The organism is Amygdalobacter nucleatus (genome assembly GCF_029167365.1).
GTDB lineage: Bacteria > Bacillota > Clostridia > Saccharofermentanales > Fastidiosipilaceae > Amygdalobacter > Amygdalobacter nucleatus.
In genome coordinates this window covers 502,519-525,156 of the sequence record NZ_JARFNM010000001.1, presented here as the reverse complement: position 1 = coordinate 525,156, position 22,638 = coordinate 502,519, and the positions used below count along the sequence as shown (strand labels likewise).

General features: G+C 38.8%; 17 protein-coding genes, 3 tRNA genes and 1 pseudogene. 2 read left to right on the top strand and 19 right to left on the bottom strand.

What is annotated here, in order from left to right; all coding sequences use genetic code 11:
- Positions 1-133 precede the first annotated feature (133 nt).
- From hpf to rpmH, 12 genes are all read right to left on the bottom strand, one after another.
- Positions 134-676, bottom strand: coding sequence for a ribosome hibernation-promoting factor, HPF/YfiA family (gene hpf, locus PYS62_RS02380; protein ID WP_066713057.1), 543 nt, complete (start codon positions 674-676; stop codon positions 134-136).
- A 188-nt stretch (positions 677-864) separates the two neighbouring features.
- Entirely contained in the window at positions 865-2,037 is a 1,173-nt protein-coding gene (locus PYS62_RS02375; RefSeq protein WP_066713049.1) for a hypothetical protein, read from the bottom strand.
- 162 nt (positions 2,038-2,199) lie between these two features.
- Positions 2,200-2,272 (bottom strand) — tRNA-Lys (locus PYS62_RS02370).
- A gap of 2 nt (positions 2,273-2,274) precedes the next feature.
- Positions 2,275-2,347, bottom strand: a tRNA-Gln gene (locus tag PYS62_RS02365).
- 7 nt (positions 2,348-2,354) lie between these two features.
- Positions 2,355-2,428: transfer RNA gene (locus tag PYS62_RS02360), tRNA-His, on the bottom strand.
- 69 nt (positions 2,429-2,497) lie between these two features.
- Positions 2,498-3,493: a 16S rRNA (guanine(527)-N(7))-methyltransferase RsmG gene (gene rsmG, locus PYS62_RS02355; RefSeq protein WP_066713042.1), complete on the bottom strand. Its 996-nt coding sequence runs from the start codon at positions 3,491-3,493 to the stop codon at positions 2,498-2,500.
- The gene (mnmG, locus tag PYS62_RS02350) at positions 3,468-5,459 is read right to left on the bottom strand and encodes a tRNA uridine-5-carboxymethylaminomethyl(34) synthesis enzyme MnmG (RefSeq protein ID WP_066713039.1); all 1,992 of its coding nucleotides are present in this window, start codon (positions 5,457-5,459) and stop codon (positions 3,468-3,470) included. Before mnmG ends, rsmG begins: the two co-directional genes overlap by 26 nt.
- A 19-nt stretch (positions 5,460-5,478) precedes the next feature.
- Positions 5,479-6,978 (bottom strand): tRNA uridine-5-carboxymethylaminomethyl(34) synthesis GTPase MnmE, encoded by a 1,500-nt coding sequence (gene mnmE / locus PYS62_RS02345; RefSeq protein ID WP_066713037.1) that lies wholly within the window; start codon positions 6,976-6,978, stop codon positions 5,479-5,481.
- Positions 6,979-7,060: 82 nt separating this feature from the next.
- Positions 7,061-7,783, bottom strand: a complete 723-nt coding sequence (gene jag, locus PYS62_RS02340) for an RNA-binding cell elongation regulator Jag/EloR (protein ID WP_066713032.1) — start codon at positions 7,781-7,783, stop codon at positions 7,061-7,063.
- 51 nt (positions 7,784-7,834) lie between these two features.
- Positions 7,835-8,860 carry a YidC/Oxa1 family membrane protein insertase gene (locus PYS62_RS02335; protein WP_066713031.1) on the bottom strand — a complete coding sequence of 342 codons (1,026 nt, stop codon included), beginning with the start codon at positions 8,858-8,860 and terminating at the stop codon, positions 7,835-7,837.
- Positions 8,861-8,883: 23 nt separating this feature from the next.
- Entirely contained in the window at positions 8,884-9,270 is a 387-nt protein-coding gene (gene rnpA, locus PYS62_RS02330; RefSeq protein WP_066713030.1) for a ribonuclease P protein component, read from the bottom strand.
- A 111-nt stretch (positions 9,271-9,381) separates the two neighbouring features.
- Positions 9,382-9,516 carry a 50S ribosomal protein L34 gene (rpmH, locus tag PYS62_RS02325; RefSeq protein ID WP_066713027.1) on the bottom strand — a complete coding sequence of 45 codons (135 nt, stop codon included), beginning with the start codon at positions 9,514-9,516 and terminating at the stop codon, positions 9,382-9,384.
- 146 nt (positions 9,517-9,662) lie between these two features.
- On the opposite strand from rpmH, the pseudogene PYS62_RS07530 reads away from it, so the two are divergent.
- Positions 9,663-11,099 (top strand): annotated as a pseudogene (locus PYS62_RS07530) (IS1634 family transposase).
- Between the two features lie 280 nt (positions 11,100-11,379).
- Here the strand turns inward: PYS62_RS07530 and PYS62_RS02310 are convergent.
- Together PYS62_RS02310 and rny are read right to left on the bottom strand one after the other, a co-directional pair.
- A complete protein-coding gene (locus PYS62_RS02310; protein ID WP_066714918.1) occupies positions 11,380-12,768 on the bottom strand; it encodes an APC family permease in 1,389 nt (462 codons plus the stop codon).
- Between the two features lie 293 nt (positions 12,769-13,061).
- Entirely contained in the window at positions 13,062-14,615 is a 1,554-nt protein-coding gene (gene rny / locus PYS62_RS02305; RefSeq protein WP_066714655.1) for a ribonuclease Y, read from the bottom strand.
- 303 nt (positions 14,616-14,918) lie between these two features.
- On the opposite strand from rny, the gene PYS62_RS02300 reads away from it, so the two are divergent.
- A complete protein-coding gene (locus tag PYS62_RS02300; RefSeq protein ID WP_066714657.1) occupies positions 14,919-16,208 on the top strand; it encodes an RluA family pseudouridine synthase in 1,290 nt (429 codons plus the stop codon).
- On the opposite strand, the gene PYS62_RS02295 is transcribed toward PYS62_RS02300, so the two are convergent.
- From PYS62_RS02295 to PYS62_RS02275, 5 genes are read right to left on the bottom strand one after another with little or no spacing between them, the layout of a single operon-like run.
- Positions 16,198-17,928: a DNA repair protein RecN gene (locus PYS62_RS02295; RefSeq protein WP_066714659.1), complete on the bottom strand. Its 1,731-nt coding sequence runs from the start codon at positions 17,926-17,928 to the stop codon at positions 16,198-16,200. The genes PYS62_RS02300 and PYS62_RS02295 overlap by 11 nt on opposite strands.
- Before the next feature lie 14 nt (positions 17,929-17,942).
- The gene (locus PYS62_RS02290) at positions 17,943-18,416 is read right to left on the bottom strand and encodes an arginine repressor (RefSeq protein WP_066714661.1); all 474 of its coding nucleotides are present in this window, start codon (positions 18,414-18,416) and stop codon (positions 17,943-17,945) included.
- A 9-nt stretch (positions 18,417-18,425) separates the two neighbouring features.
- Positions 18,426-19,361, bottom strand: coding sequence for an NAD(+)/NADH kinase (locus tag PYS62_RS02285; RefSeq protein WP_066714663.1), 936 nt, complete (start codon positions 19,359-19,361; stop codon positions 18,426-18,428).
- Positions 19,358-21,541 carry a 1-deoxy-D-xylulose-5-phosphate synthase gene (dxs, locus tag PYS62_RS02280; protein WP_066714664.1) on the bottom strand — a complete coding sequence of 728 codons (2,184 nt, stop codon included), beginning with the start codon at positions 21,539-21,541 and terminating at the stop codon, positions 19,358-19,360. Before dxs ends, PYS62_RS02285 begins: the two co-directional genes overlap by 4 nt.
- Positions 21,538-22,638 (bottom strand): polyprenyl synthetase family protein, encoded by a 1,101-nt coding sequence (locus tag PYS62_RS02275; protein ID WP_066714665.1) that lies wholly within the window; start codon positions 22,636-22,638, stop codon positions 21,538-21,540. The genes dxs and PYS62_RS02275 overlap by 4 nt, the downstream gene beginning before the upstream one ends.

Genomic DNA, 22,638 nt, shown 5'->3' with positions numbered 1-22,638 from the left:
CTTAAATGCGATGACTAGTTTATGAAGTGACTTTAAAAACGCTAACTCGAAACTAATTTAGGGCCTAAAAAAGCAGGCAGCGTTAGCTGCCTGCTCCTCCCCAATACCATAAATCACTTACCCCAGTAAATGATCAATAATCCAACTCTAAGATGCCATACTCACCTTGCTTACGGGCATAGATAATATTCACCTTGCCGCTATCAGCATTCAAATAAGCAAAGAAGCTATGACCAAGTAACTGCATCTGTAATAAAGCTTCCTCTTCATCCATTGCATCGATATGGAATTGCTTATGTTTACTTATCTTAGGAGTATCTGCATCTTCCTCTTTGGCAAAATCCTCAGCCATAGTTGCATAGAAGCGTTTCAATCCCTCGCTATTATGATGGAGCTTCAAGATGCGTGTTTTGTGTTTACGTAACTTGCGTTCCATTAAATCTAAAGCTTGGTCAAAAGCGACAACTGCATCTGTAACATTAGCCTCTGTACGATAAAAATGGCCTGCAATTTTGAGCGTCAACTCACATGTCACACTGTTATTAACAGCTGTAAACTTAGCTTCCAACTGATCTTGCGCTGATAAGCTGCGCTCAAGTTTAGCAATCTTCTTCGTACAATGTTCCTTCATGCGATCACTGATTTTAACATTAATACCCTTGAGACTAAACTTCATATATGCCACACTCCTCTCATGCATCTATCACAAATTATGCTCTGTGAATCACCTATATTATAGTCTATTAGCCTAAATAGAGCAATTATTTTAGCTCATTTATCGATATAACTAACAGAAAAGCTAGTTCAGTCATTAGTAACCAAACTAGCTTTCTTAAATTTTAATCTCTCAGCTTGGCAATTTACTTATCTTGCGGCTGGAATGTAAATCACCTGTTTTTCGCGCAGATAAACAACGTTTTTACGTACTGGCAATTTGTTAGCCTGAATGATAAGTTCGATGTATTTGTCTGCATTATCGTAAAAATCTTCACATTTAGCTGCATAAGCCTGCTCAGCTAAATCGAACAAGTTATCCTGTTTCTTGACTTGATAATATTTACCAATTGCGGCAACCTTGCTGTTAGCTTTTGGCGCTTCTGTGGCCTTAGGGAGCTTATTATTCTCAAGATGAGGTTTAAACTCTGACTTACTTGGCGCACTTTGCTTAGTTGGCTTAACTTGAGCTTCTGTTGGCTTCTCAGTTGTTTCTTTAGGCTTAGACTCTATTGTTGTAGTTTTAGCTTGTGTCTTTGTAGGTTCAGTTGTCTTAGCTGTCTCAGTTGGCTCACTTGGCTTAGTTTCCTTAGTTGCTTGATTATCTTCTGTTTTTGTTGGCTTCTCACTCTCAACGCCACTTGCAACTTGCTTAATCAAGTCAGTTAAGGTTGTACCTTCTTTTTGCAGTAAAGGTAATAAATCGGCTGACATCAAGCCTAAATCACTCGTACGCAAGGCAATGACTGACTTGGCTAAACCTGGCAAGGAGCTAGCTATCTGTTCGCTAGTTAAACTCATCGTCAAATTTTGCTTGTCCAAATTGGCCCGTAAAAGCCATTCAGCAAATAAAGAACGCAAATTAGTATATGCTGTCTCATTAGCAGGCTCTTTAGCCAAATCCTTAATTGCATTCTTGATAGGACTTGCTTCTGACTTTAGCTCTTTGTAAAGTAACGGAATAATTTCATCTGCCTTGTAAACTGAATATGTGACTGTGCTAGCATCATCTGTCTCTTTGTCACTTGGCGCAAATTTACCTGTACTTTGCACAGCTTGAATCAAAGCTGTCAGCACTAAATTTTCCACCTCATCAGTTGGCTTAGCATAGAGAAATTTGGCTGTTTCAGCTGTTACATAATCAGCAGCTTGACCCTGATTATAAGCTTGCATAAAATTAGCATACACTTGCTTATTTTGACTTTGACGATAGCCATAAGCCGTTAAATAAGCGACAAGCAAAATACAAATGGCCACCACACTGGCTATTATTTTCCTTAAGCCACTCAAATGCACTCGATTCAAAAATTGGTCAAAAGTCATTGCTACACCTCGCTCTAAGACGCTGACATTATCTTAACAGTTGCACTTAACAAATTAAAGTCGCTTGTACTAAAACTTAAGCATGTCAATAAACTGTAACTTGCCTTAAATACAAGTCAAATAAAAAGAAGCACCATAGTCTAAACTATGATGCTTCCTCGATGACCCATGAGGGACTTGAACCCTCGGCCCCTTGATTAAAAGTCAAGTGCTCTACCAACTGAGCTAATGGATCGACAGGGATGGCAGGACTCGAACCTGCGCATGCGAGAATCAAAACCTCGTGCCGTAACCGCTTGGCTACATCCCTATGCAAGGGTGAGATATGAGAGTCGAACTCATGGCCTCCAGAGCCACAATCTGGCGCTATAACCAACTTAGCTAATCCCACCGTCTCTCGACTGTGCCTTCAAATTGTAGCACTCACTGCAGTGAGAGTCAAGTCCATAAACACAACTCATTAGAGCTTTTGTATTATATCTAAACTTTTCGTTCTTGGCAAGTTCAAATTGCGAGGAAATTCTTGTTTTATCACTTGTTTTTGCTGAAATTTGAGAATTAGATGCTGTAAATCAGAATTTGGTTCCTCTGGATAAACATATGATGCACATTGTACTGCCCCTAGAACATTAAACAACTTGTTAGCATCTGTCGTAGCTTCCAAACTTGTCTTAAAGCATAAGCTGTAACCATCTACCTTTGTCAAAGGTAAACTATATTCAAGTAAAGTAGCTAAAGGCGAAACGGCTCGACTAAGTACATAATCAAAGCTCTGGCGCGCCTTTGTATGCGCAAAGTCTTCCACTCTAGCCCAAGCTAATTGGCAATTATTCAGCTCAAGTTCACGCAAAGCAAGTTCGATAAACGCGAGTTTTTTCTGAACGGTATCTAACAACGTTATCTGCATGTTCGGTCGTAAAATTGCTAATAAAAGGCCCGGGATGCCTGAACCTGTCCCAATATCTAGGACCTTTGATGCGATATCTTCCTTACAATTTAATGCCTCTAGCAAGTAAAAGCAATCTTGAATATCAGCATTGACAATTTGCGCACTATCAAGCAAGCGGCTGAGATTAATACGCAAATTAAATAGCGTACGCAGATAATAATATTGCAAAATCTGCTCATATTGGCGCTTAGTAAGCCTAAATGTACAATTCTTACGAATATTTTCAGCATACTGCTGTGCTTGAATAGCTGTTTTTGACCAATTAGGCTCACTAGCTAATTCAATTTTTAAGTCTAAATTAACTTCGCTCTGTCCAATTATCTCTAATTCAAATGTAACAGGCAAAGTTAATTCCACCAAAGCTGGTACAGCATCTAGCCAACCACTCAACGCGTAGGCTAATTCACAAACCACAACTTGACATCGAAGTAATTCCTCAGCTTCAATTACAAGCGGTCTTAAGGCTTTAAGGCTCAAATTATCATTTTTCTGCTTGTTTGTGCTCACGGCGATAGGTCTCCAAATAAACAACTAAAACTGAAATATCGGCTGGTGAAACACCAGATATACGACTTGCTTGGCCCAAATTCACTGGTCTCAGTGCTTGTAACTTTTGTCTAGCCTCTAAACGCAAGCCTTGTAATTGGGTATAGTCAATATCAGACGGTAAAATCCGACTTTCTAATTTCACGAAGCGATCGATTCTTTCCTGCTCTATTTTGATATAACCAGCATACTTGTGCTTTGTTTCAACTGCAAACATAATCTCTGGGGCTAAATCTGGTCGTTCAGTGTCAAAGGCTTTGGTCGTAGCATAATTAAACTGTGGGCGTCTAAATAAATCATAAAGATTAAAATTCTGCGTTAAATCAGGCAAATTCAACTCGGCTAAGAAAATATGCGTCTGTTCAGGTGTCACATAAACAGTTTTCAACCTAGATAGCTCAGTTTTGATGGCTGCCATCTTCTTTTGATAAAGTTCATAGCGTTCTTGACTGATCAAATGAGCTTTGTAGGCTAAATCACTCAATCTTTCATCAGCATTATCCTGTCTTAGCGATAAACGATATTCCGTCCGCGAAGTCATCATTCGATATGGCTCAGCTGTACCTTTAGTCACTAAATCATCAATTAAAACACCGATATAGGCCTGATTACGTTTTAAGATTAATGGTTCTGCCTGGACATAACTTAATGCCGCATTCGCACCTGCCATTAAACCTTGACAAGCAGCTTCTTCATAACCAGAACTACCATTCATCTGACCGGCAAAATAAAGTCCATTAACTTTTTTGCACTCCAAAGTTAAATTAAGCTCCAACGGATCGATCAAATCATATTCAATGGCATAGGCTGTTCTTGTCATTTCTGCCTTTTCTAAGCCTTTAATGCTATGCAAAACCTGCATCTGCACATCTTCTGGCAAAGAGCTAGATAAACCAGAAATATACAGTTCTTCTGTATCTAAACCTGTAGGTTCGATGAACAACTGATGCCGATTTTTATCGCTAAACTTAACTACCTTATCTTCAATAGACGGGCAATATCTTGTACCTGTGCCAGAAATTAGGCCACTAAATAAAGGCGAACGATCGATATTTTTCCGAATAATCTCATGCGTTTCTTCATTCGTATAAGCTACAAAGCAGCTTTGTTGTTCAGGCTCAGTTAGAGGATGAGCTTTAGATGTATCATCTGGCTCTTTGTAAGAAAGGGTATTAGTGAAACTAAAGCAAAATGGTTGTTTGTCGCCTGTCTGTTCCTCCATACCACTAAAGTTACAAGAGCGACGATGAATACGCACAGGTGTACCTGTTTTGAAGCGTTGCATCTTCAAACCTAACTTTGCAATATTAGCGCTCAAATATTCAGCGTAAGCTTGGCTATCTGGCCCTTGCTTAAATTTTTCCTGTCCGACAATAATTTCGGAGCTTAAATAAGTGCCGCTACAAATTACGACCTTGTCAGCTAAATAAACAGCTCTGTAACGAGAAATGACACCCAAAATTTGTTTTTGGCCATCAACTTCTGTCCAAAGCAAGTCAACTATTTCAGCTTGTTTAAGGTAAATGTTACTCACTTTTTCTAAGCGATGTTTCATATAGCGCTGATAGGCTTTACGATCAATTTGGGCTCTCGGGCTATATACAGCTGGTCCTTTGGATAAATTAAGCATTCTAAAATGAATACCATTGTAGTCAGCTGCCTCTCCCATAAGGCCACCTAAAGCGTCGATTTCTCTAACTAATTGACCTTTGGCTGTTCCACCAATATGTGGATTACACGGCATATTAGCTAAACCATCAAGCGATAAAGTAAAAAGGCCAACTTTGTCAACAATTTTACTAGCAGCATAAGCCGCTTCAATGCCAGCATGGCCTGCACCAACCACTGCTACAGCCAACTTATCTGCAATAAAATATTTTTGATCACTTAATTCTTGTTCTAATTTATCCCTATATTGAATCTGCATAATTCATCCTCGTATGAACTTATTTCCCGACGCAAAATTTACTGAATATTGTGGTTAAAACAGCTTCATCAGCTTTCTCTCCAGTCAACAATTCTATCTCTTCAATACAAGCTTGCAACATCTGATCTAGCACATCTAAAGGCGGTATAGTCTCACCATAATCAGCTGTTAAAGTATCAATTATGCAACTTATATTGTAAAGTCCTTGGTACTGCCGATAAGAACTAACTCTAACAGCCTGACTCTTACCTTTGCCCAAGCTAAGATAGTATGCATAAATTTGTGCTTGTAAAAAAGCTAAACTATTGGCTTGCAAAACGGAACAGCTCAAAACTTTATATTTTTCGCCATATAAGTCCTCTATTTTGGCTTTAATCTCAGCTTGTTCAGCTAAATCAGATTTAGAAACGACAAAATAGACCTGCGTTCCTTTGGCTTCAAATTGAGCTAATAAATCTGTACTTGGTAAAATTGCCTGTGTCAGGTTATGTTCAATCAGGCTGTCAGTTGCCAAATTTGCACTGTTTTCCCTGGGTAATACGGAAATTAACCAAAGTACAACATCAGCTTCTAACGCCGTCTTGAAGCTCCGCTTAATTCCCTCTTGTTCGACAATATCAGCACCAGCTCGTAAGCCAGCTGTGTCACAATATTGACAAAGTAAGCCCTTGTACCTAACTTCAGCCTCCAGTACGTCACGCGTCGTGCCTGGAATATTCGTAACAATAGCTTTATCTTCATGCACCAAAGCATTCATTAAGCTTGATTTGCCAGCATTAGGGGCGCCTAATAGAGCTATTTTAATTCCTTCCTTGATAATTCTACCCTGATCATAACCAGCACATAAGTCACTTAATAAGTCCTTAATTGCCTTTAATCTACTTAAATATTCAACTTGCTCAATATCATACTCAGGATATTCTGGGTATTCAATTCCCATCTCACATTTAGCGGCAAATTCTAATAGTAAATCTCTGACTTGCTTGAATTTGTAACCAAGCTCACCGCTTAGTTGCTGTAAAGCTAGAGTCTGTGCTTCTTCAGCTTCGGCATTCAATAAATCTGCTAAGCCCTCGGCTTCAATCAAAGAAAATTTGCCATTCAAAAAGGCACGCTTACTAAATTCGCCCGCTGTGGCCATCCTAGAGCCAGCTCTAAGACAAGCTGTAAGCAATTTCATTTTGCTAATTGCACCACCATGGCAGGAAATTTCGACCATCTCTTCACCAGTATATGATCTAGGTGCCTTAAACCGTGTCAGGACAACTTCATCGACAATTTCACCCGTCAAAGGATCTACGACATGGCCGTAAGCAGCTTGATAGCCTTTCAAGCCAACAACCGTTCGCTTCGTCAAAGCCGAATCAGCCTTAGCTTCTCTAAGCTCAGATTTGATGGGACCAAAGCGAAAGATCTTATCAGCTAAATTAGCAGAACCTGCACCTGAAATTCGTAAAACAGCTAAAGCAGCTAAGCCCTCAGCCGTCGCAAAAGCACAAATCACATCATCGCTTACCATCAAAATTATCTCCTATGGAAAAAGCTGCTAAAACCAAGCGTCATAGCAGCCTTTAAGCATCATAAATTGCTTGTTAAGTCAATCAGACTTCTTCATTCTCATCTACATCTTTAAGTTCTTCTGGGATTGGCATATTAGGTACATAATCTTCGCTTAAATCGATAACAACATAGCGGTTAGGTTCATCGCCCTCACTATATGTCAAAATACCTTTGATGCCTGTCAAACACTCATGAATAACGCGTCTATCTAACGAGCGCATTGGACTCAATTCATAGGCATTGCCGTTCTCTAATGAGCGCTTGGCCGTTTGCTTAGCCAGCTTAATCAAAGCGTCCTTGCGCTTCTCAAAGTAATCGCCCACATCAAGGATAACACGCTTATCACTACCAGCTTGATGTACAACAAGTGATGTCAAATACTGTAAAGCACGTAACGTTTCGCCACGGCGACCAATCAAAATACCACAATCATCACCTGAAATGTTGAAATGTAATGACTCTTCGTCTTCTTCGCACTTCAAGACATTAACAACGTGCATATTATTGAGAATATCGTTAATAAATTTCTCAGCTGCAGACTTAGCATTGACTGGTGTTTCGTCAGCTTTCGTTTGCTCAATAGTAGCCTCATCTAATTCCGTTAATTGAACGATTGCTGATTTACGCCCAAAGCCCAAAAATGATCCAGCTTCTGGCTCTTGTAAAACTTTAATCACTACAGCATCCTTCGTTAATCCTAATTGGGCTAAACCTTGGCTAACTGCCTCATCAATCGTCTTAGCTTTGACTTCTATGCTTCTCATGTTGTCTCCTTTAAGTTATATACCAATAAACTAAAATATAATCATCAAAAATTACTGTTTGGCTAGCTCTTTCGCTACTTCACTTCTTGTCTTCAAGGAAGTTGAATTAGCTTTTTGCATCAGATCATTGTATGGCCGTGTGTAAATGACGTAGAACAAATATGTCTGTAGCATCATCATTAAGTTACCAACGATCCAGTACAAAGTCATTGCAGCTGGCATCATCATGGAAAAGAAGAGCATCATCACAGGCATCGTAATCATCATGGAACGGTTCATAGTATCTGCTGAATTGTTCTCAGCTGTCCGAGCTGGATTTGTCTTAGCCAAATCATTGGCCTCCTTGCTCTTAGCAAGCATTGGATTCAAGCGACTGTTCAACATCTGTGGGAAAATTGATGTGATCAAGTTAAGAATAACAATAAGCAAAATTGGTAACCAAACTTCAGAATGCTCACCAAAATAGCTTGTAATATTCCAAGTTGGTGTCAAACCGATATCTATACCAAAGAAATCCAAACTGATTAAGTCTTGTGCCTTCATCAAGCCCTGATTGACAACCTCGGCCAATGCAGCAGGACTATTATGCAAAGCTTTGATCAAATCCAAATTGGTTGTCTCAATGCTTTTAGCAACAGTCTGTGCAATGTAGCCTTTAGCTGCCATAAAATCAGCAATCTTATGCAATGATTCAACTGAAATCGAACTCAAATAAGTCAATGGAGCTTGCACAACACGATAAATTGGCCACATTAACAAAACGGTTAAGAACATAAAGCCCATGCCACCTGTTAATGAAACACCGTTTTGCTTATAAAGTTCCATCATCTCTTGCTGATAGCGCATCTTATCCTTGCCACAGACTCGCTGTAATTCAGCTAATTTCGGTTGCAAAGCACGTTGGCGCAATGAATTCTTATGTTGCTTAATATTAAATGGCATCAGCAAGATACGGATAGCCACACCATAAACTAAAATAGCTACACCGTAGTTGCCGGTTAAATTGTAGAGTCCACGCAAAATAGTACCAAATAGCGTGTACAGTGGCTCTAACAACATGGCACTGGACGAAAACATAACATTCTCCTTGTTAAACAAAACTACCGCTTTATTCTAACATGAAGCGACAGATTATGTAAGATATTAGAAAAGTCACGGCAATAATCTGCTGCACTAACTTTGTTAGGAAAATGTTTAGCCAAAAGTACACAATCAAGCGAGCCTAAATTAAGGCTACGCAAAAATTCTAAATTAGACTGATAAGCCTGCCGTAAGCGGCGCTTATAGTAATTGCGCCAGACGGCATTGGGGGTACGTTTGGCGCACGCAACGCCTAGACGAAGCGGACCGTATTTCTTAGGTAAAATATAGCAAGTTAAATATCTACCTGGAAACATTTGGCCTTTCTGCATCGTCTTAGAAAAACTATAACTGGCTTTTAAGCGATTATAGCGACGTAAATGTGCAAGTGGCGGCAAATCTGCCATCTCTCCCCTTAATTCCTTCCCTATATGCTAGTGATCACAACATCACAATATAATAACGATAAAAAAAGGCTACGAATGCAGCCCTTTTTCTCAAAATAGAAAACGATGTAATTACGCAGTTAAAGCTTTACGGCCCTTCTGTCTGCGACGGCGTAAAACTTCACGACCTGAAGCAGTTCTCATACGTTTACGGAAACCATGTTCGCGGCTTCTTTGTTTCTTTTTTGGTTGAAACGTCATTTTCATAGAAGTTTCCTCCTTAATAATTTGCAAGCGCTCTACATTTTAGCTTTTTTTCAGCACAATGTCAAGCACTTTTATAGTTTTTGAAGTTAATCACGGAAGTTTGACAGTTGAGAAATGAAGTAAAAATGTAAACATTCGGAAAATTAGTGCTGAAACCCCTCTTTTTTGTCAAATTTGCCTCTGAACGTAAATTCGATTTTGACATCTCTGATATTCTTGCCAAACTAATTTATACTCGTATCCTTGATCCTTCTTCCAAGCGCTCTAGCTTTGACATTGCTCAGTCTTATTTTGAAAGACCTAATTTCCAATTACACGCTGTTTACCGTGCCTTAGAATGTCTTTCTAATAATTCTGACACTTTCCAAGAATGGGTCTACAAGGAAAGCAAGCGGCTTATTAAACGTCAAGATAAAATCCTTTTCTACGATTGCACTAACTATTTCTTCGAAGTTAAGAAAGCCTCTGGCCTTAAACAATACGGTGCTTCTAAGGAGCAGCGACCATTACCTGTTGTCCAAATGGGCTTATTCCTTGATGCTTCCAGCTTGCCATTAGCTTTTTCTATTAATTCTGGTAATACCAACAAACAAACTACCTTAAAACCTTTAACCAAACAAATTCTTAATGATTTCAAGTTGGCTAAATTTGTAGTTTGTACTGATGCTGGTTTATCTTCCTTAGAAAACAGACAATTTAACAGCCTTATAGACAGAGCTTTTATTACCACTCAATCGATTAAAAAACTTAAATAGTTCCTAAAAGACTAGGCTTTAGATCCTAACGGTTGGAATTTACCTAGCAGTGACAAATTATATTGTTTAAGCGCCATTGATGAGAATGACTATAAAGAGTTAGAACGCACATATTACAAAGCAAGGTGGATTAAGGAGAATGGATTAGAGCAAAAACTAATTGTTACTTATTCCTTGAAATACAAGCTATATCTGGAAGATGTCCGTAACGAACAGTTAAAGCGGGCTTGTAAGAAGCTTGAACAACCTAGTTCTATTTCTAGAAAACGACCTAATGATCCTTTGCGTTATGTTAAGGATTATTCCATGACTAACGATGGTGAATTTGTAGTAAAGCATGTTTATGCTTTAGATGAGAAAGCTATTTTGGAAGCTGCTAAATATGATGGCTTTTACGCTGCTTGCACCAATCTTGATGATGATCCTTGTGAAATTCGCAAAATTAACCATGAAAGATGGCAAATTGAAGATGCTTTTGGAATGCTCAAAACAAAATTTAAGGCTAGACCTGTCTTTTTACAAAATGACGATAGAATCCTTGCTCACTTCCTAACTTGTTTCCTCGCTTTACAGATTTTTAAAATCTTTTTAGCCAAAGTTAAATCTTCTCTGCCTAAAAATTCTGCTCCTATTTCACCTAAATGTGCTATCTCTCAATTAAAGAAAATGAGTTTACATATTATTCCTAATGAGGGCTATACGCCTAATTACACCAGAACCGATATTACCGATGCTTTTCACAAAGCCTTTTATTTTAGAACTGACTTTAAAGGCATAACTGTGGGGGATCTAAGAAAAATTATTAATCTAACTAGAAAAGGCATTTAATTACTCAATACTTTTTGTTTAACTTAAAGCTCAGCTTATCCCTAAATTTAGGGGTATTCCTGAGTTTTTATCTTCTTTCAACTGTCAAAGATGGGATTTTAGCATGCTACAAAATAAAACGCATATTGTGTAAAAATTTTTGTACATTTTGAAGAGCCTAATTGCCAAAAACACCATATTTTCTTGTTTCTGTCTGCATTTTCGTACAATAAAAGGGAGCCGTTCAGCGACTCCCTAAAGCTTTGAAAACATAAAGTTTACTTAACGTATTATGTAAAGTTTACTTAACATGTTTTTGTTTCTTAGCAATCATTGGTAAAATTGCACCTAATCCAAGGAGAATGAATGGTGTTAAGAAATTCAAGACCATTCTGAATACATCTTTTGAATACATGCCCCAAACACAGAAAACAGTTGTCACAGCCATACACCAGATACCGATCGCCTTACCCAGCCATTTATTTTTAGTCATAACATATTCTGGATGTACATTTGTCAAACGTTTAACGCCGAAATAAGCCAAGAAAACCCAGACATAGCGCAATGGCATACATACAGAATTAAGTTTCAACATGAACTTAACCATTTCATTGACACTGCCAATACCAATCATAGGAATGACCAAAAGGATAAACACGACAACAGCAATCATGCGCATACCATAGATGTAAGAACCATGTTTATTCTGTCGCTTAAATTTAGCTGGAATAAACTCATCATCAGCAGACTCAATCAACATACGCAATGGTGCATCGATGGAGAGAATCATAACCGCAAACTGCGTGATAGCAATTGAAATTGCATAGATCTTGACGAACAAATCGCCTAAGCCATACCAAACACCTAATTTTTGGAAAGCCAAGTAAGCACCCATGGAGTACATTTCCTCTGGTGGAACAGTTGGATCGAACATTAAAGCTAATGCTATTGTACCTAATGAAGCCACAGCGATAACCATAATTGTCATCACGATAATACTAATTGGGAACTCGCGACCTGGTTTCTTCATCTTGTTGACGTAAGGCGAAATTTTCTCACAACCGCCAACAGCGAAAATCAAGATCGAGAAGTCAGCAAAATATTTGAAATCAAAATTCGGTACATAGGTAGAAAGATCTGTAGGTAAGTTATTGTATTGGATAGCTGTGCCACGGATGAATGGAGCTGCAACTGCCATCAAAATGAACAGGAAGCACAAAACTACGCTGCACGCACCAGCAATCGAGCTTAAGAACTTAACCATTTTAACGCCATAACTGGAAAGGAACAAAACTATGGCAAAAATTAAGATACATGTGATTTGCACATAATAAATGTTAAAGTCCTTAACACGTTTATCACCGAATACAGCCCAGCTAAGTGCAATAATTGTATTCATCGGTTTCTGAGAAATATACGGCAAGTGGACAACCCAATAGGTCCAACCTGCATAATAAGCAAGTTTTTTAGTAAACGTCTTTTCAATCCAAGACGAAACGCCAGCACCAGATTCCTTAAAAGCTGAACCAAGTTCGCCGACAATTAATGAATATGGTATAAAGTAGAGTACGAAGACAATCACCCAGCTGATGATCGACTTAACGCCATTGAAAAAGGCATAACCATTAACAACGTTACCAAAGCCCCAAACAGTCATAAAAGCCATCAAAGTGATAGTTCTTAAACTCATTGTGGTAGTTTCTTTAGTAACGGGAACCTTAGAAATGGACGCTTCTGTCCTATCCATAAAAAACCTCCTGAGCTATTAAGCTAATTCAATCTCCAAAATTGAACTGCGATTAAATAGCTTTAACATAATTTGCACTTTCAATTTTAGCATATAACTAAATAAAAAGTATGGCATCTACTAATTATTGTGCAATCTGTCAGTTTTTATAGTTAATATATAGACAATATTACTTTACACTAAAAAAGCCCTAGCCGGTATAAACCAACTAGAGCTTCTTATTTAATCAATAACGTCTAACGCGCATAATCAACAGCACGAGTTTCACGTATCATGCTGACTTTTATTTGGCCTGGATAAGCTAATTCTTCCTCAATCTTTTGACAGATTTCATGAGCTTTTAGCGTCATCTCTGCATCGTCAACCATTTCAGGATTAACAATAACACGTATCTCACGCCCAGCCTGAATTGCATAAGCTTTAGAAACACCTTCAAATGACTCGGTTAATTTCTCCAACTTCTCAATCCGCTTCACATAAGTTTCCAGATTCTCACGTCTAGCACCTGGACGAGCAGCCGAAATAGCATCAGCAGCCATGACCAAAACTGCTATCTCACTCTTAGGCTCACAATCGCCATGGTGAGCTGCAATTGCATTGACAACAATATCAGGCTCTTTGTACTTCTTAGCAATCTCAACACCCAACTCAACATGGGTACCCTCAATCTCAAAGTCACATGATTTACCAACATCATGCAAAAGACCTGCACGCTTAGCCATATCAACATCTAGGCCCAAATCAGCTGCCATCATACCAGCTAACTTAGAAACTTCAATGCAATGTTGCAAAACATTCTGGCCATAACTTGTTCTATATTTCAAGCGGCCCAAATAATGTCTAACTTCTGGAGCCATACCAATAATACCAGTTTCAAAAGCTGCTTCATCGCCAGCTTTAACAATCATCTGGTCTATTTCACGAGCTGACTTCTCGTACATTTCCTCGATACGAGTAGGATGAATACGTCCATCTTGAATTAACTTCTCCAACGTTAATTTAGCAATCTCGCGTCGAACAGGATTAAAGCAAGAAATAACAACAGCACCTGGCGTATCATCAATAATAATGTCAACACCAGTAATAGCTTCAAAGGAACGGATATTACGGCCCTCACGTCCGATAATTCTACCCTTCATCTCATCGTTAGGTAAATCGATGACAGAAACTGTTGTCTCTGAAACAAAGTCAGATGCATAGCGTTGTATAGCAGTAACCACAATGGAACGAGCTTGCTCATCGGCTTTTTCTTTCATCTCGTCTTCCATACGCTTGTACATGATTGCCATGTCACGATAATAGCGTTTCTCTGCGATTTCTAAGACTTGCTGCTTTGCCTCTTCCAAACTCAACGAAGCAACTTCTTGTAGAGCCACTTCTCGTTCAGCCTCCAAAGCTTGCAATTTTGTCTCACGTTCAGTTAATTGCTTATCACGTGCATCAAGCTGAACTTTCTTTTGCTCGCTCTGCTCAAGTTTGCGATCAAGATTTGTTTCTTTTTGCTCCAAACGATTACGCTCTTTGGCAAAATTATCTTTCTCATTCTTTATCTCTTGGTCAAGCTGAACCTTAGCTTTGTGGACCTCTTCCTTAACTTGCATGAGATAGTCACGTTTCAACTTCTCTCCCTGCTTCTTAGCTTCTTCAATAATCTCATTAGCATTTGCTTTTGATTGGCTCTCTTCGGCCTGCAAGGCTTGCCGAATTTTACTAAATTTCGAGTTAAAGAGGAAGTATGTTATTCCATAGCCCACAACTAGGCCACATGCAGCACAAATAGTTTGCCACATCTTCAACACCTCCATATTCAATTGTCAAAGTTCATTTAATTATCTATTAAGTTGTAAGTTTACCTTAAGCTCAAGCTTAAACTTACCCCGCATAAGCTATGCCAGGCGCTAGCAAAAGCCTAAATATATCAACAACTGTTAAACTTAGTAAATAAAAATAACAAAACTATGGTAATATAAAACCACTTTTTCTTCAACTCAAGCTAAGATTAAGTAATTAACACAAACAGGCTAATCTAGCATCTTTGACTACTTTTGGACTTAGATAAAATTTTAGAAAAATTTACTAATTAGGAGCATAGTTTGGTACTAACAATTAAATTTCAAGCAAAAGATGATGGCTTAAGAGCAGTTGATGCTCTGCGCAAACACTACGCTTTTTCGAATCGCCGGATTAAAAAAATTAAATTTCAAGGCTATTTCAAATTGAACGGTGAAAATTGCTATCTCATTGTGCCAGTTAAAGCTGGTGATATTGCTGAAATTTGTGACGATGCTCAAGTAAATGAACTGGAATTAAGCGCCGATGCTGCATCGTATATAGTCTATAAAGACGATTGGTTCATTGCGGCGAACAAGCCAGCTAATATGTTGACTCAGCCTAATTATTGGCATACTGATAGTGCCTTAACAAAGATAATTAGTAAGCAAGATCTGCATTTGGTCAATCGCTTGGACAAAGACAGCTCTGGCCTCGTTATACTTGCCACAAGCTCGCATGCCCACTCTGTTTTAACCCAAATTTCGTTGGCTAAATACTACTTAACTTTGGTTTATGGTGATGTAGAAGCAAGTAACTTTGGCGAAGAATTTGTGCCTGAATTTAAGCAAAAAGAGCTACAAATAGAGATGGAAAAAGGCTTACTCAAAGAACTTTCTCTGTCAGATTCAGCGAATTTAACTTGTAATTATTGTGCCTATCCTATTTGCCGTAGAGAAGCATCAATTCTTGAACGGAGAATTTGCCTAGAAAAAGGTAAAAGTTGCTTAACACTCTTTCGTAAATTAGCTTATGATCAAACTACTAACGTTAGCTTGGTCCTTTGCCGACTCTTAACTGGGCGCACACACCAAATAAGGTTGCACTTTTTAAGCATGGGCCATCCTTTGCTTGGTGAAAGTCTATATGATTTAGCTAATTTGGCAGAAATGGCTCGCTTGCCTTATGAAGAGCGCACGCTTTCGTTCAAAAAAGAAATTCCTTTGGCCGAAAAATTAGAACTAGATAGTCTCAGATTCACAGATAATCCTCTAAGCACAGATATATACATAAAGTATTTGGCCAACTTACTCAATATAGAGCCTAGCAAACTACAAGCACAAGCAAAAAGCAATGCCAATTTCATAAAAAGCACAAAGGCATATCAAGCCATGCAAATACTCAATGCAAGTTTGCCAAGACAAGCTCTGCACGCTTGGGCGCTCAACTTTGCAAATCCCGTGCATTTCCCGAATAATTCAGTGCTTGATTACTACGTGCTCTTTGCGCCTTTACAAGCTGATATGGCTAACTTCATAACTGAGCACTTTCCTAAGCAAAAAGAAATCTTAGGCAAATACGAAGCTTTTAATTTGCATTATCCTAAAGCCTGAGGCTGTAATCTGAAGCTGCTTTCCTTAATTCTTTGGCTGCTTCTAGGCCGACAGTGCTATCAGATTGGGCCACTAATAAGCGCGACAACTCACTTAATATTTCACTTTCATTCAATTCGCTAACTTCACTCTCAGTTGTCTGCAAAGCCAAATTGCTCGTTTTCGTCACTGTATACACATGTTCAGCTTGGGCGACAATGGCTGGCTGATGGCTGATGCAAATCACTTGATGTTGCAAACTTAATTGCTTCAGTGCCTGTGCCACTTGCTGACAAGCTAGGCCAGAAATGCCCTGATCAATTTCGTCGAAAAGCAAAAGTGGTACCTTGTAAGCTTGAGCTAGAATGACTTTTAACGCTAAGAAAATTCTGGAGCTTTCACCGCCTGACGCTACCTTGGCTAAAGGTTTAGGTGTCTGCCCTAAGTTAGCTGATAATAAAAATTCAGCTTTATCATAACCCTTGACAGTTATCGGCTGAGTTTGAGCTTTTTCTAAACTAACGACAAATTGCAAATTAGGTAAAGCCAGATTGTGCGCAACCTCTTCCATGTCTTTGGCTAACGCTTGGCCAGCTTCAAGCCTAATTGCATGTAATTTGTCTGCAAGTTGTGTCATTTTACTCTGCAAATTACTGTGTTCAGCTAACAAATCTTTTAATGTCGCCTCAGTATCATCTAAAAGCTGCAATTTTTCAGTCAATTTACTTTCGTACTGCATAACTTCCTGCAAGCTCATAGTTTTGGGCGCATATTTACTAATTAAGTTATTAAGCAAATTCAAGCGCTCATCTAACTGCTTAACTTGCTCTGGCTGATACTGGAAAGTATGCAAATACGCTTGAATATCTGTCTCTAAGTCATTGAGCATAGCTTGCACATTGCTACATGCACTTGTCAAAGTCTCAAGCTTCGGACTAATTTGCTCAGCTTTCTGTAAAGCGTTATAACAAGCTTGTAAGCTTTGGCTTAACGACGCATTACTATCACCTGCCGTACCATCCAAAATTGCGCTAGCTGTCTGCAAGTTTTCTAATAACTTTTGTAAATGCTCATACTTTTGACGTTTTTGCAATAATAGGTCAAGCTCATCCGCTGTCTTTAATTTAGCTTGTTGAATTTCAGACAACATATCTGTCAATTTAGTTTTGGCCGCTTCCCGCTTATTCGGATCGGCAATTAGATGTTGCAAAGACTGTTTGCAGACTTGATCTTGTTTAAAAAGTTCAGCTAATTCATTAAGCAAATCTAAGGCAGGCTGACCTGCATATTGATCTAAGAACTCCAAATGGCGTTCAGGTTTAATCAGCTCCTGCTGCTCATTTTGGCTGTGAATATCAGCTAAATAAGTCCCGCACTGCCTAAGTAAAGTTAAACTGCTTAACTCATTATTGATGTATATGCGATTGCGATTAGTATGGGTTAATTTGCGTGTGATAATTAGGCTATCTTCGCCAAATTCAGCCTCAGATGCAAGCACTTTGCTAGCTAAGTCACTTGGTAAACATTGCTTAACATCTGTAAATTCAGCAGCGACTTTTAAGTCGCCATCAGCGCACAATAAATTGGCATCTAATTTGGCCCCTGTGATAGCTCGTATAGCTGTTAAAAGAAGAGATTTACCAGCACCTGTTTCACCTGTAATACAAGTTAAGCCTGGGTAAAAATCCAAAGCACAATTTTTAATCAAAGCTAAATTCTCAACTTCTAAATGTTCAAGCATAGACGTCAATCACCCTAATAAGAAGTACTTTCATGCAATACAGCTTGTAAAAATCTGCCCACCTTTTCACTATCTTGTTTACTAAAACAAAGTAACCAAATTTCATCCGTATCAGTCATAATTGCTGCCACGCCTTTGAGTTTAAGCTGCTTGAAATACAATTTCAAAATAGGCGCAGCTGCTTTGAGCAAACGAATGCAAACTAGCTTATCCAAGACTAAAACTTGCTCGCAGCTCACCTGAAATAATTGTTTCATAACTTGTTGATCTTGCTGTTCTGTCTCTGTCCGCACAGGCAAACTATAAAACATTTGGCCGTGTACATCACGCACTTTTTCGACAGCCATTTCTTGTAAATCACGCGAAAGGGTAACTTGACTGACAAAAATCTCCTCTTCAGCCAATAAGTTCATAAGCTGCTGTTGAGTTGTAATAACATTAGCCTGAATTAATTCAGCAATCTTAGCTTGTCTAACATATTTTCGCATATTCTCGCCTCAATGGTTCTTTAATTTTTGTTCTAAGTTGGCAACGAAGCTGTCATTTGGGAAAGTCAAAATTTCGCTATAATCAGCAGCCTTTGTCACAGTCAGCTTATCTGTGACTTTTAAATCTGGAACTGATTTTCCATCAACAAATACACACAATTCTTCTAACTGATCTTCTGGGAATTCAACTATAACTTGACTAGAACTAACTGCAACATAGCTCCGATTATGCAAACTATGTGGGCAAATTGGACTAATTTCTAACACATCAGCACTCGGGTCAATAATAGCGCCACCTGCAGCTAGTGCGTAAGCTGTCGATCCGCTTGGTGTAGCCAATATCATGCCATCAGCTGGAACAACGTCAACTAAAGTCCCATCAATCTGCAAAATAAATTTGGCAATTCGACTAATATTTTTCCTATTCAAAACCAAGTCATTAAACACTGTGTAATTGCGTATTTCGCCGTCTTTAGACTCAATTCGGCATGCTAAAAGCAAACGCTTACTAATAACAAACTTGCCATGCAAGAGCTCTTCTAATTTCAAGTTATAATTCTGCTCTGTCATAGCTGCCAAAAAGCCTAAGCGGCCTAATTTGAATCCAACTAACGGTAATTGCCATCTAAGTGCATGGTGAACAGCTTCCAAAAAAGTACCATCACCGCCTACGGCAATATAGAAGCCTAAGCCAGTTAAAGCAGCTGGCTTTTCTAGCTGAAATTGTAAGAATTGAACTGTTTTAGTTTCAGTCTTAGCAAATTTAGCTAAAAGTGCCTGCTCGATAGCTGTAATTGTTGCTCTATCACTAGCATCAAGCACTATTTTTAAGCCAGATTGAACCAAATATTGACATAGCGCAAAGCTATGGACAAGCTCAGGATCTTTGTACATATTTATGTATAAGCAGGCATATGTAAACTTGCGTTGACTTGTTTCTATCACTTAGATTTTGCCTCCTTAACAGCCTTACCTTTCGCTAAAATAGCTGGTATATCCTCAACTAAACTTGCTCTATCTAGGCGATAATTAGCTAAAAGCTCAGGAATTTCGCCCTGTTCAATTACATCATTGCCCAAATTCTTCACTTCCATAACCTGCCAATGCTTGAAATCAGCTAGGTCTGTATATAAAGCTGCATATAATGGACTTAGTCCACTACTCTCTTCTAATATAAGCACCCGTTCACTAACTTGCAAACGAGATCTAAGTAAACTATTCGATTGCTTTAATTCTGCTAAGCTCAAACTATAGTCAAAGCAATCAATCAGGCAAATTGGCTGTTCAAGTTTATGCTGTGAAATTAAATCAAATAGAGCTTGTAGGCAATTTGTCACCAATCTACCACTCGTTAATATCGTCAAAGCAAACTTACAAGTTGGCTTGGCTGCAGCTTGTTCTGTCTTTACGAAAACTTTCTGATTAAGTTTATAGGCATGAGCCTTCAGAAATTGCGCAAGCTCTACACTATTCTCAATTTGCGACCAATCTGTAGTTGTAGTCTCTAGATTTTGCGGTATAGTCTGAACAAACTCATAGACATTGGCATAAGTTCTATCCAACTGATATTCCGCTAATCTAGCCTTAGGTAGAAAAGCTGGCAATTCCAAATTAGCGCGCGGATAGCGCAAAGCAAGCGGATAGTTCAATTTACGCTTTAAAGCCTGCTGCAAAAATACTTGCAACATATATGGATCAGAAGAATTGATAATTTTCAAATTAGGTAGTGCCACTAAGAACGCCAAACTATATATACCTTGGTGAGTTGCCCCATCTTGCCCAACTAAACCGGCTCTATCGATGGCTAAGATCAAAGGTAAATTTTGCAAGCAAACGTCATGGATGACAGCATCCAAAGCTCTTTGCAAAAACGTATCATAAATGGCACAAACAGTCTTAACGCCTTGGCTAACTAAACCAGCTGCAAAGCAAACGGCATGTTGCTCTGCAATTCCCACATCATAAAAACGAGTGGGATATTTTTCAGAAAAAGCCTTTAGACCCGTACCTGAAGCCATTGCCGCTGTAATACAAGCAAAATCCTCTTTTTCCGCCATTTCCATAATCATCTGCTGAAAGGCATCTGTATAACTTAACTTATTGTTAGCTTCAACTTTGGTTTTTAAAGGTTCTTCATAACAAGCTGCTAATAGACGCTCATCATTGCGTTTCACACCATGAAAAGACGTTGGATCATTAGTCGCTGGTGCATAACCGTGGCCTTTTTCAGTCACAATATGTAAGAGAGCTGGGCGTTTGAAGGTCTTTAAGCCTTGCAAACTCGCTTCAACCTGCAAGAGATCATGGCCATTTAACGGGCCATAATAACGGCAACCGTAACGTTCACAGAAAAACTCTCTGGTTTTGCCCAATTTTGAACGTAGCTTAGCTTTACTTAGACGACCAATTCTTAAAAGAGTTTGGCCGAATTGACCTAAATTATTCAATTTTGTTTTTAATTTCAGCTTAAAAGCTAAATAGCCAGCATTCAAGCGCAATTTGCCTAATTCATCAGCCACAAAGCCCACGTTCTTATCAATCGACATGGTATTGTCATTCAAGACGATTAAAAGATTTGGCTCTAGCTCACTGATATTGTTCAAAGCTTCCCAAGCCATGCCGCCTGTCAATGCCCCATCACCAATTACAGCTATTACCTTATGATCTAGGCCTTTTTCTTTGAAAGCTGCAGCCATACCTAAAGCGGCTGAAATTGAAGTTGTAGCATGACCAGTTCCAAAATGATCAAACTCACTCTCAGTTGGTTTAGGAAAGCCTGCTAGGCCATCTTTTTCCCTCAAATGGGCAAAGCCACTTGCCCGATAGGTGAGAATTTTCCAGGCATAGCACTGATGACCAACATCCCAGATTAAGCGGTCTTTTGTAAAATCATATGTCCTTAACAAGGCCACCGTCAGCTCAATAACGCCTAAATTGCTAGCCAAATGGCCGCCATGCAATGCCACTTGCTCTGTAATAAAGGCTCTTAATTCCTGACAAAGTTGGCTCAAATCAGTTGCTGTGAATTTTTTTAAGTTGGCTAAATCTAAGTTCACCTTGGCAATTAAGGGATAGTTTTGTTCAATATGTAATCTGAACTCAGAGTCAGACGTCGTTGGCTTCATTGCTTTCTTCTTTCCAATTTTCTAAGTACTATCAACAAGGCATTTTCCATTTGGCCTAGGGCTGTCAACCTAGCATTTTCACAAGCTGGTAAAGCGTAACGTTCACGTTCAAATATCGCTTCTAAGCTAACTTTTAGCCATGCACACAAGTCATTTTCCCAATTCGCTAATTCAGCTTCATTAATATACTGCAAAATATTTTTTGCTTGGCCAACTTCATTTTTATCCAAACGGTCATCTTGCATTTGAAACAATAGGCCCCAATAATAAGCCACTTTGCTTAAATCTTGCTGTGATTTAGGTGTTAAATTAGCCAATAATTTGCTTGGCAGACATATAGAAGCTTCAATTAAAGCTGCTGTTTTGCCTGAAATACAGGCTAAATAATCTTCCAACTGACAGTCATTGGTCTGAATTGTCAAATCAAGCATCTGACCAGCTACCATGCCATGCATGCCAGCTAATTTAGCTAATTCAGTCTGGACGGAAAATAAGCGCTGATAGCTAATTGCATCAAGTGTAAAATCTAGCTCTGAAAGTTGCTGAAAGGCTAAAGTTAAAAGCGCATCACCAGCTAAAATGCCAACAGCCTCACCATATTGCTTGTGAACTGTTAGTTTTCCACGCCGATATGTAGAATTATCCATAGCTGGTAAATCATCATGGACTAAACTATAACTATGAATCAATTCAATCGCTATGGCTAATTTAAGTAACAAGCTTGCTAAATTGGTGCGTAATGCTCTAAATTTGCCTAGATCATCGACTTTGCAATCAGCTAAGGCTAAACAATAATTGCCCCAAAGCAAACACAATAAAGGACGGATGCGTTTGCCACCACTAAGCACGCTGTAATTAAGCGCATCGATTAATTTGGCATACACTAATTTAGATTGTGCCAATCGATCAGCATCTGTAAGCTTGACTTGAACCATATTAAAAGCTGCTGTTTTTTCACTTGACATAATAACAGGTGGCTTATTTGTCAGATATGCCTCAAAGCTAAAACTAGCTAAAATTGCTTTAAGTTCAGCATCTATCTGCATTTGCAAATCTGCTAACAGTGTGTTCACTTCCGTCGTTTTTGATTCCGTCAT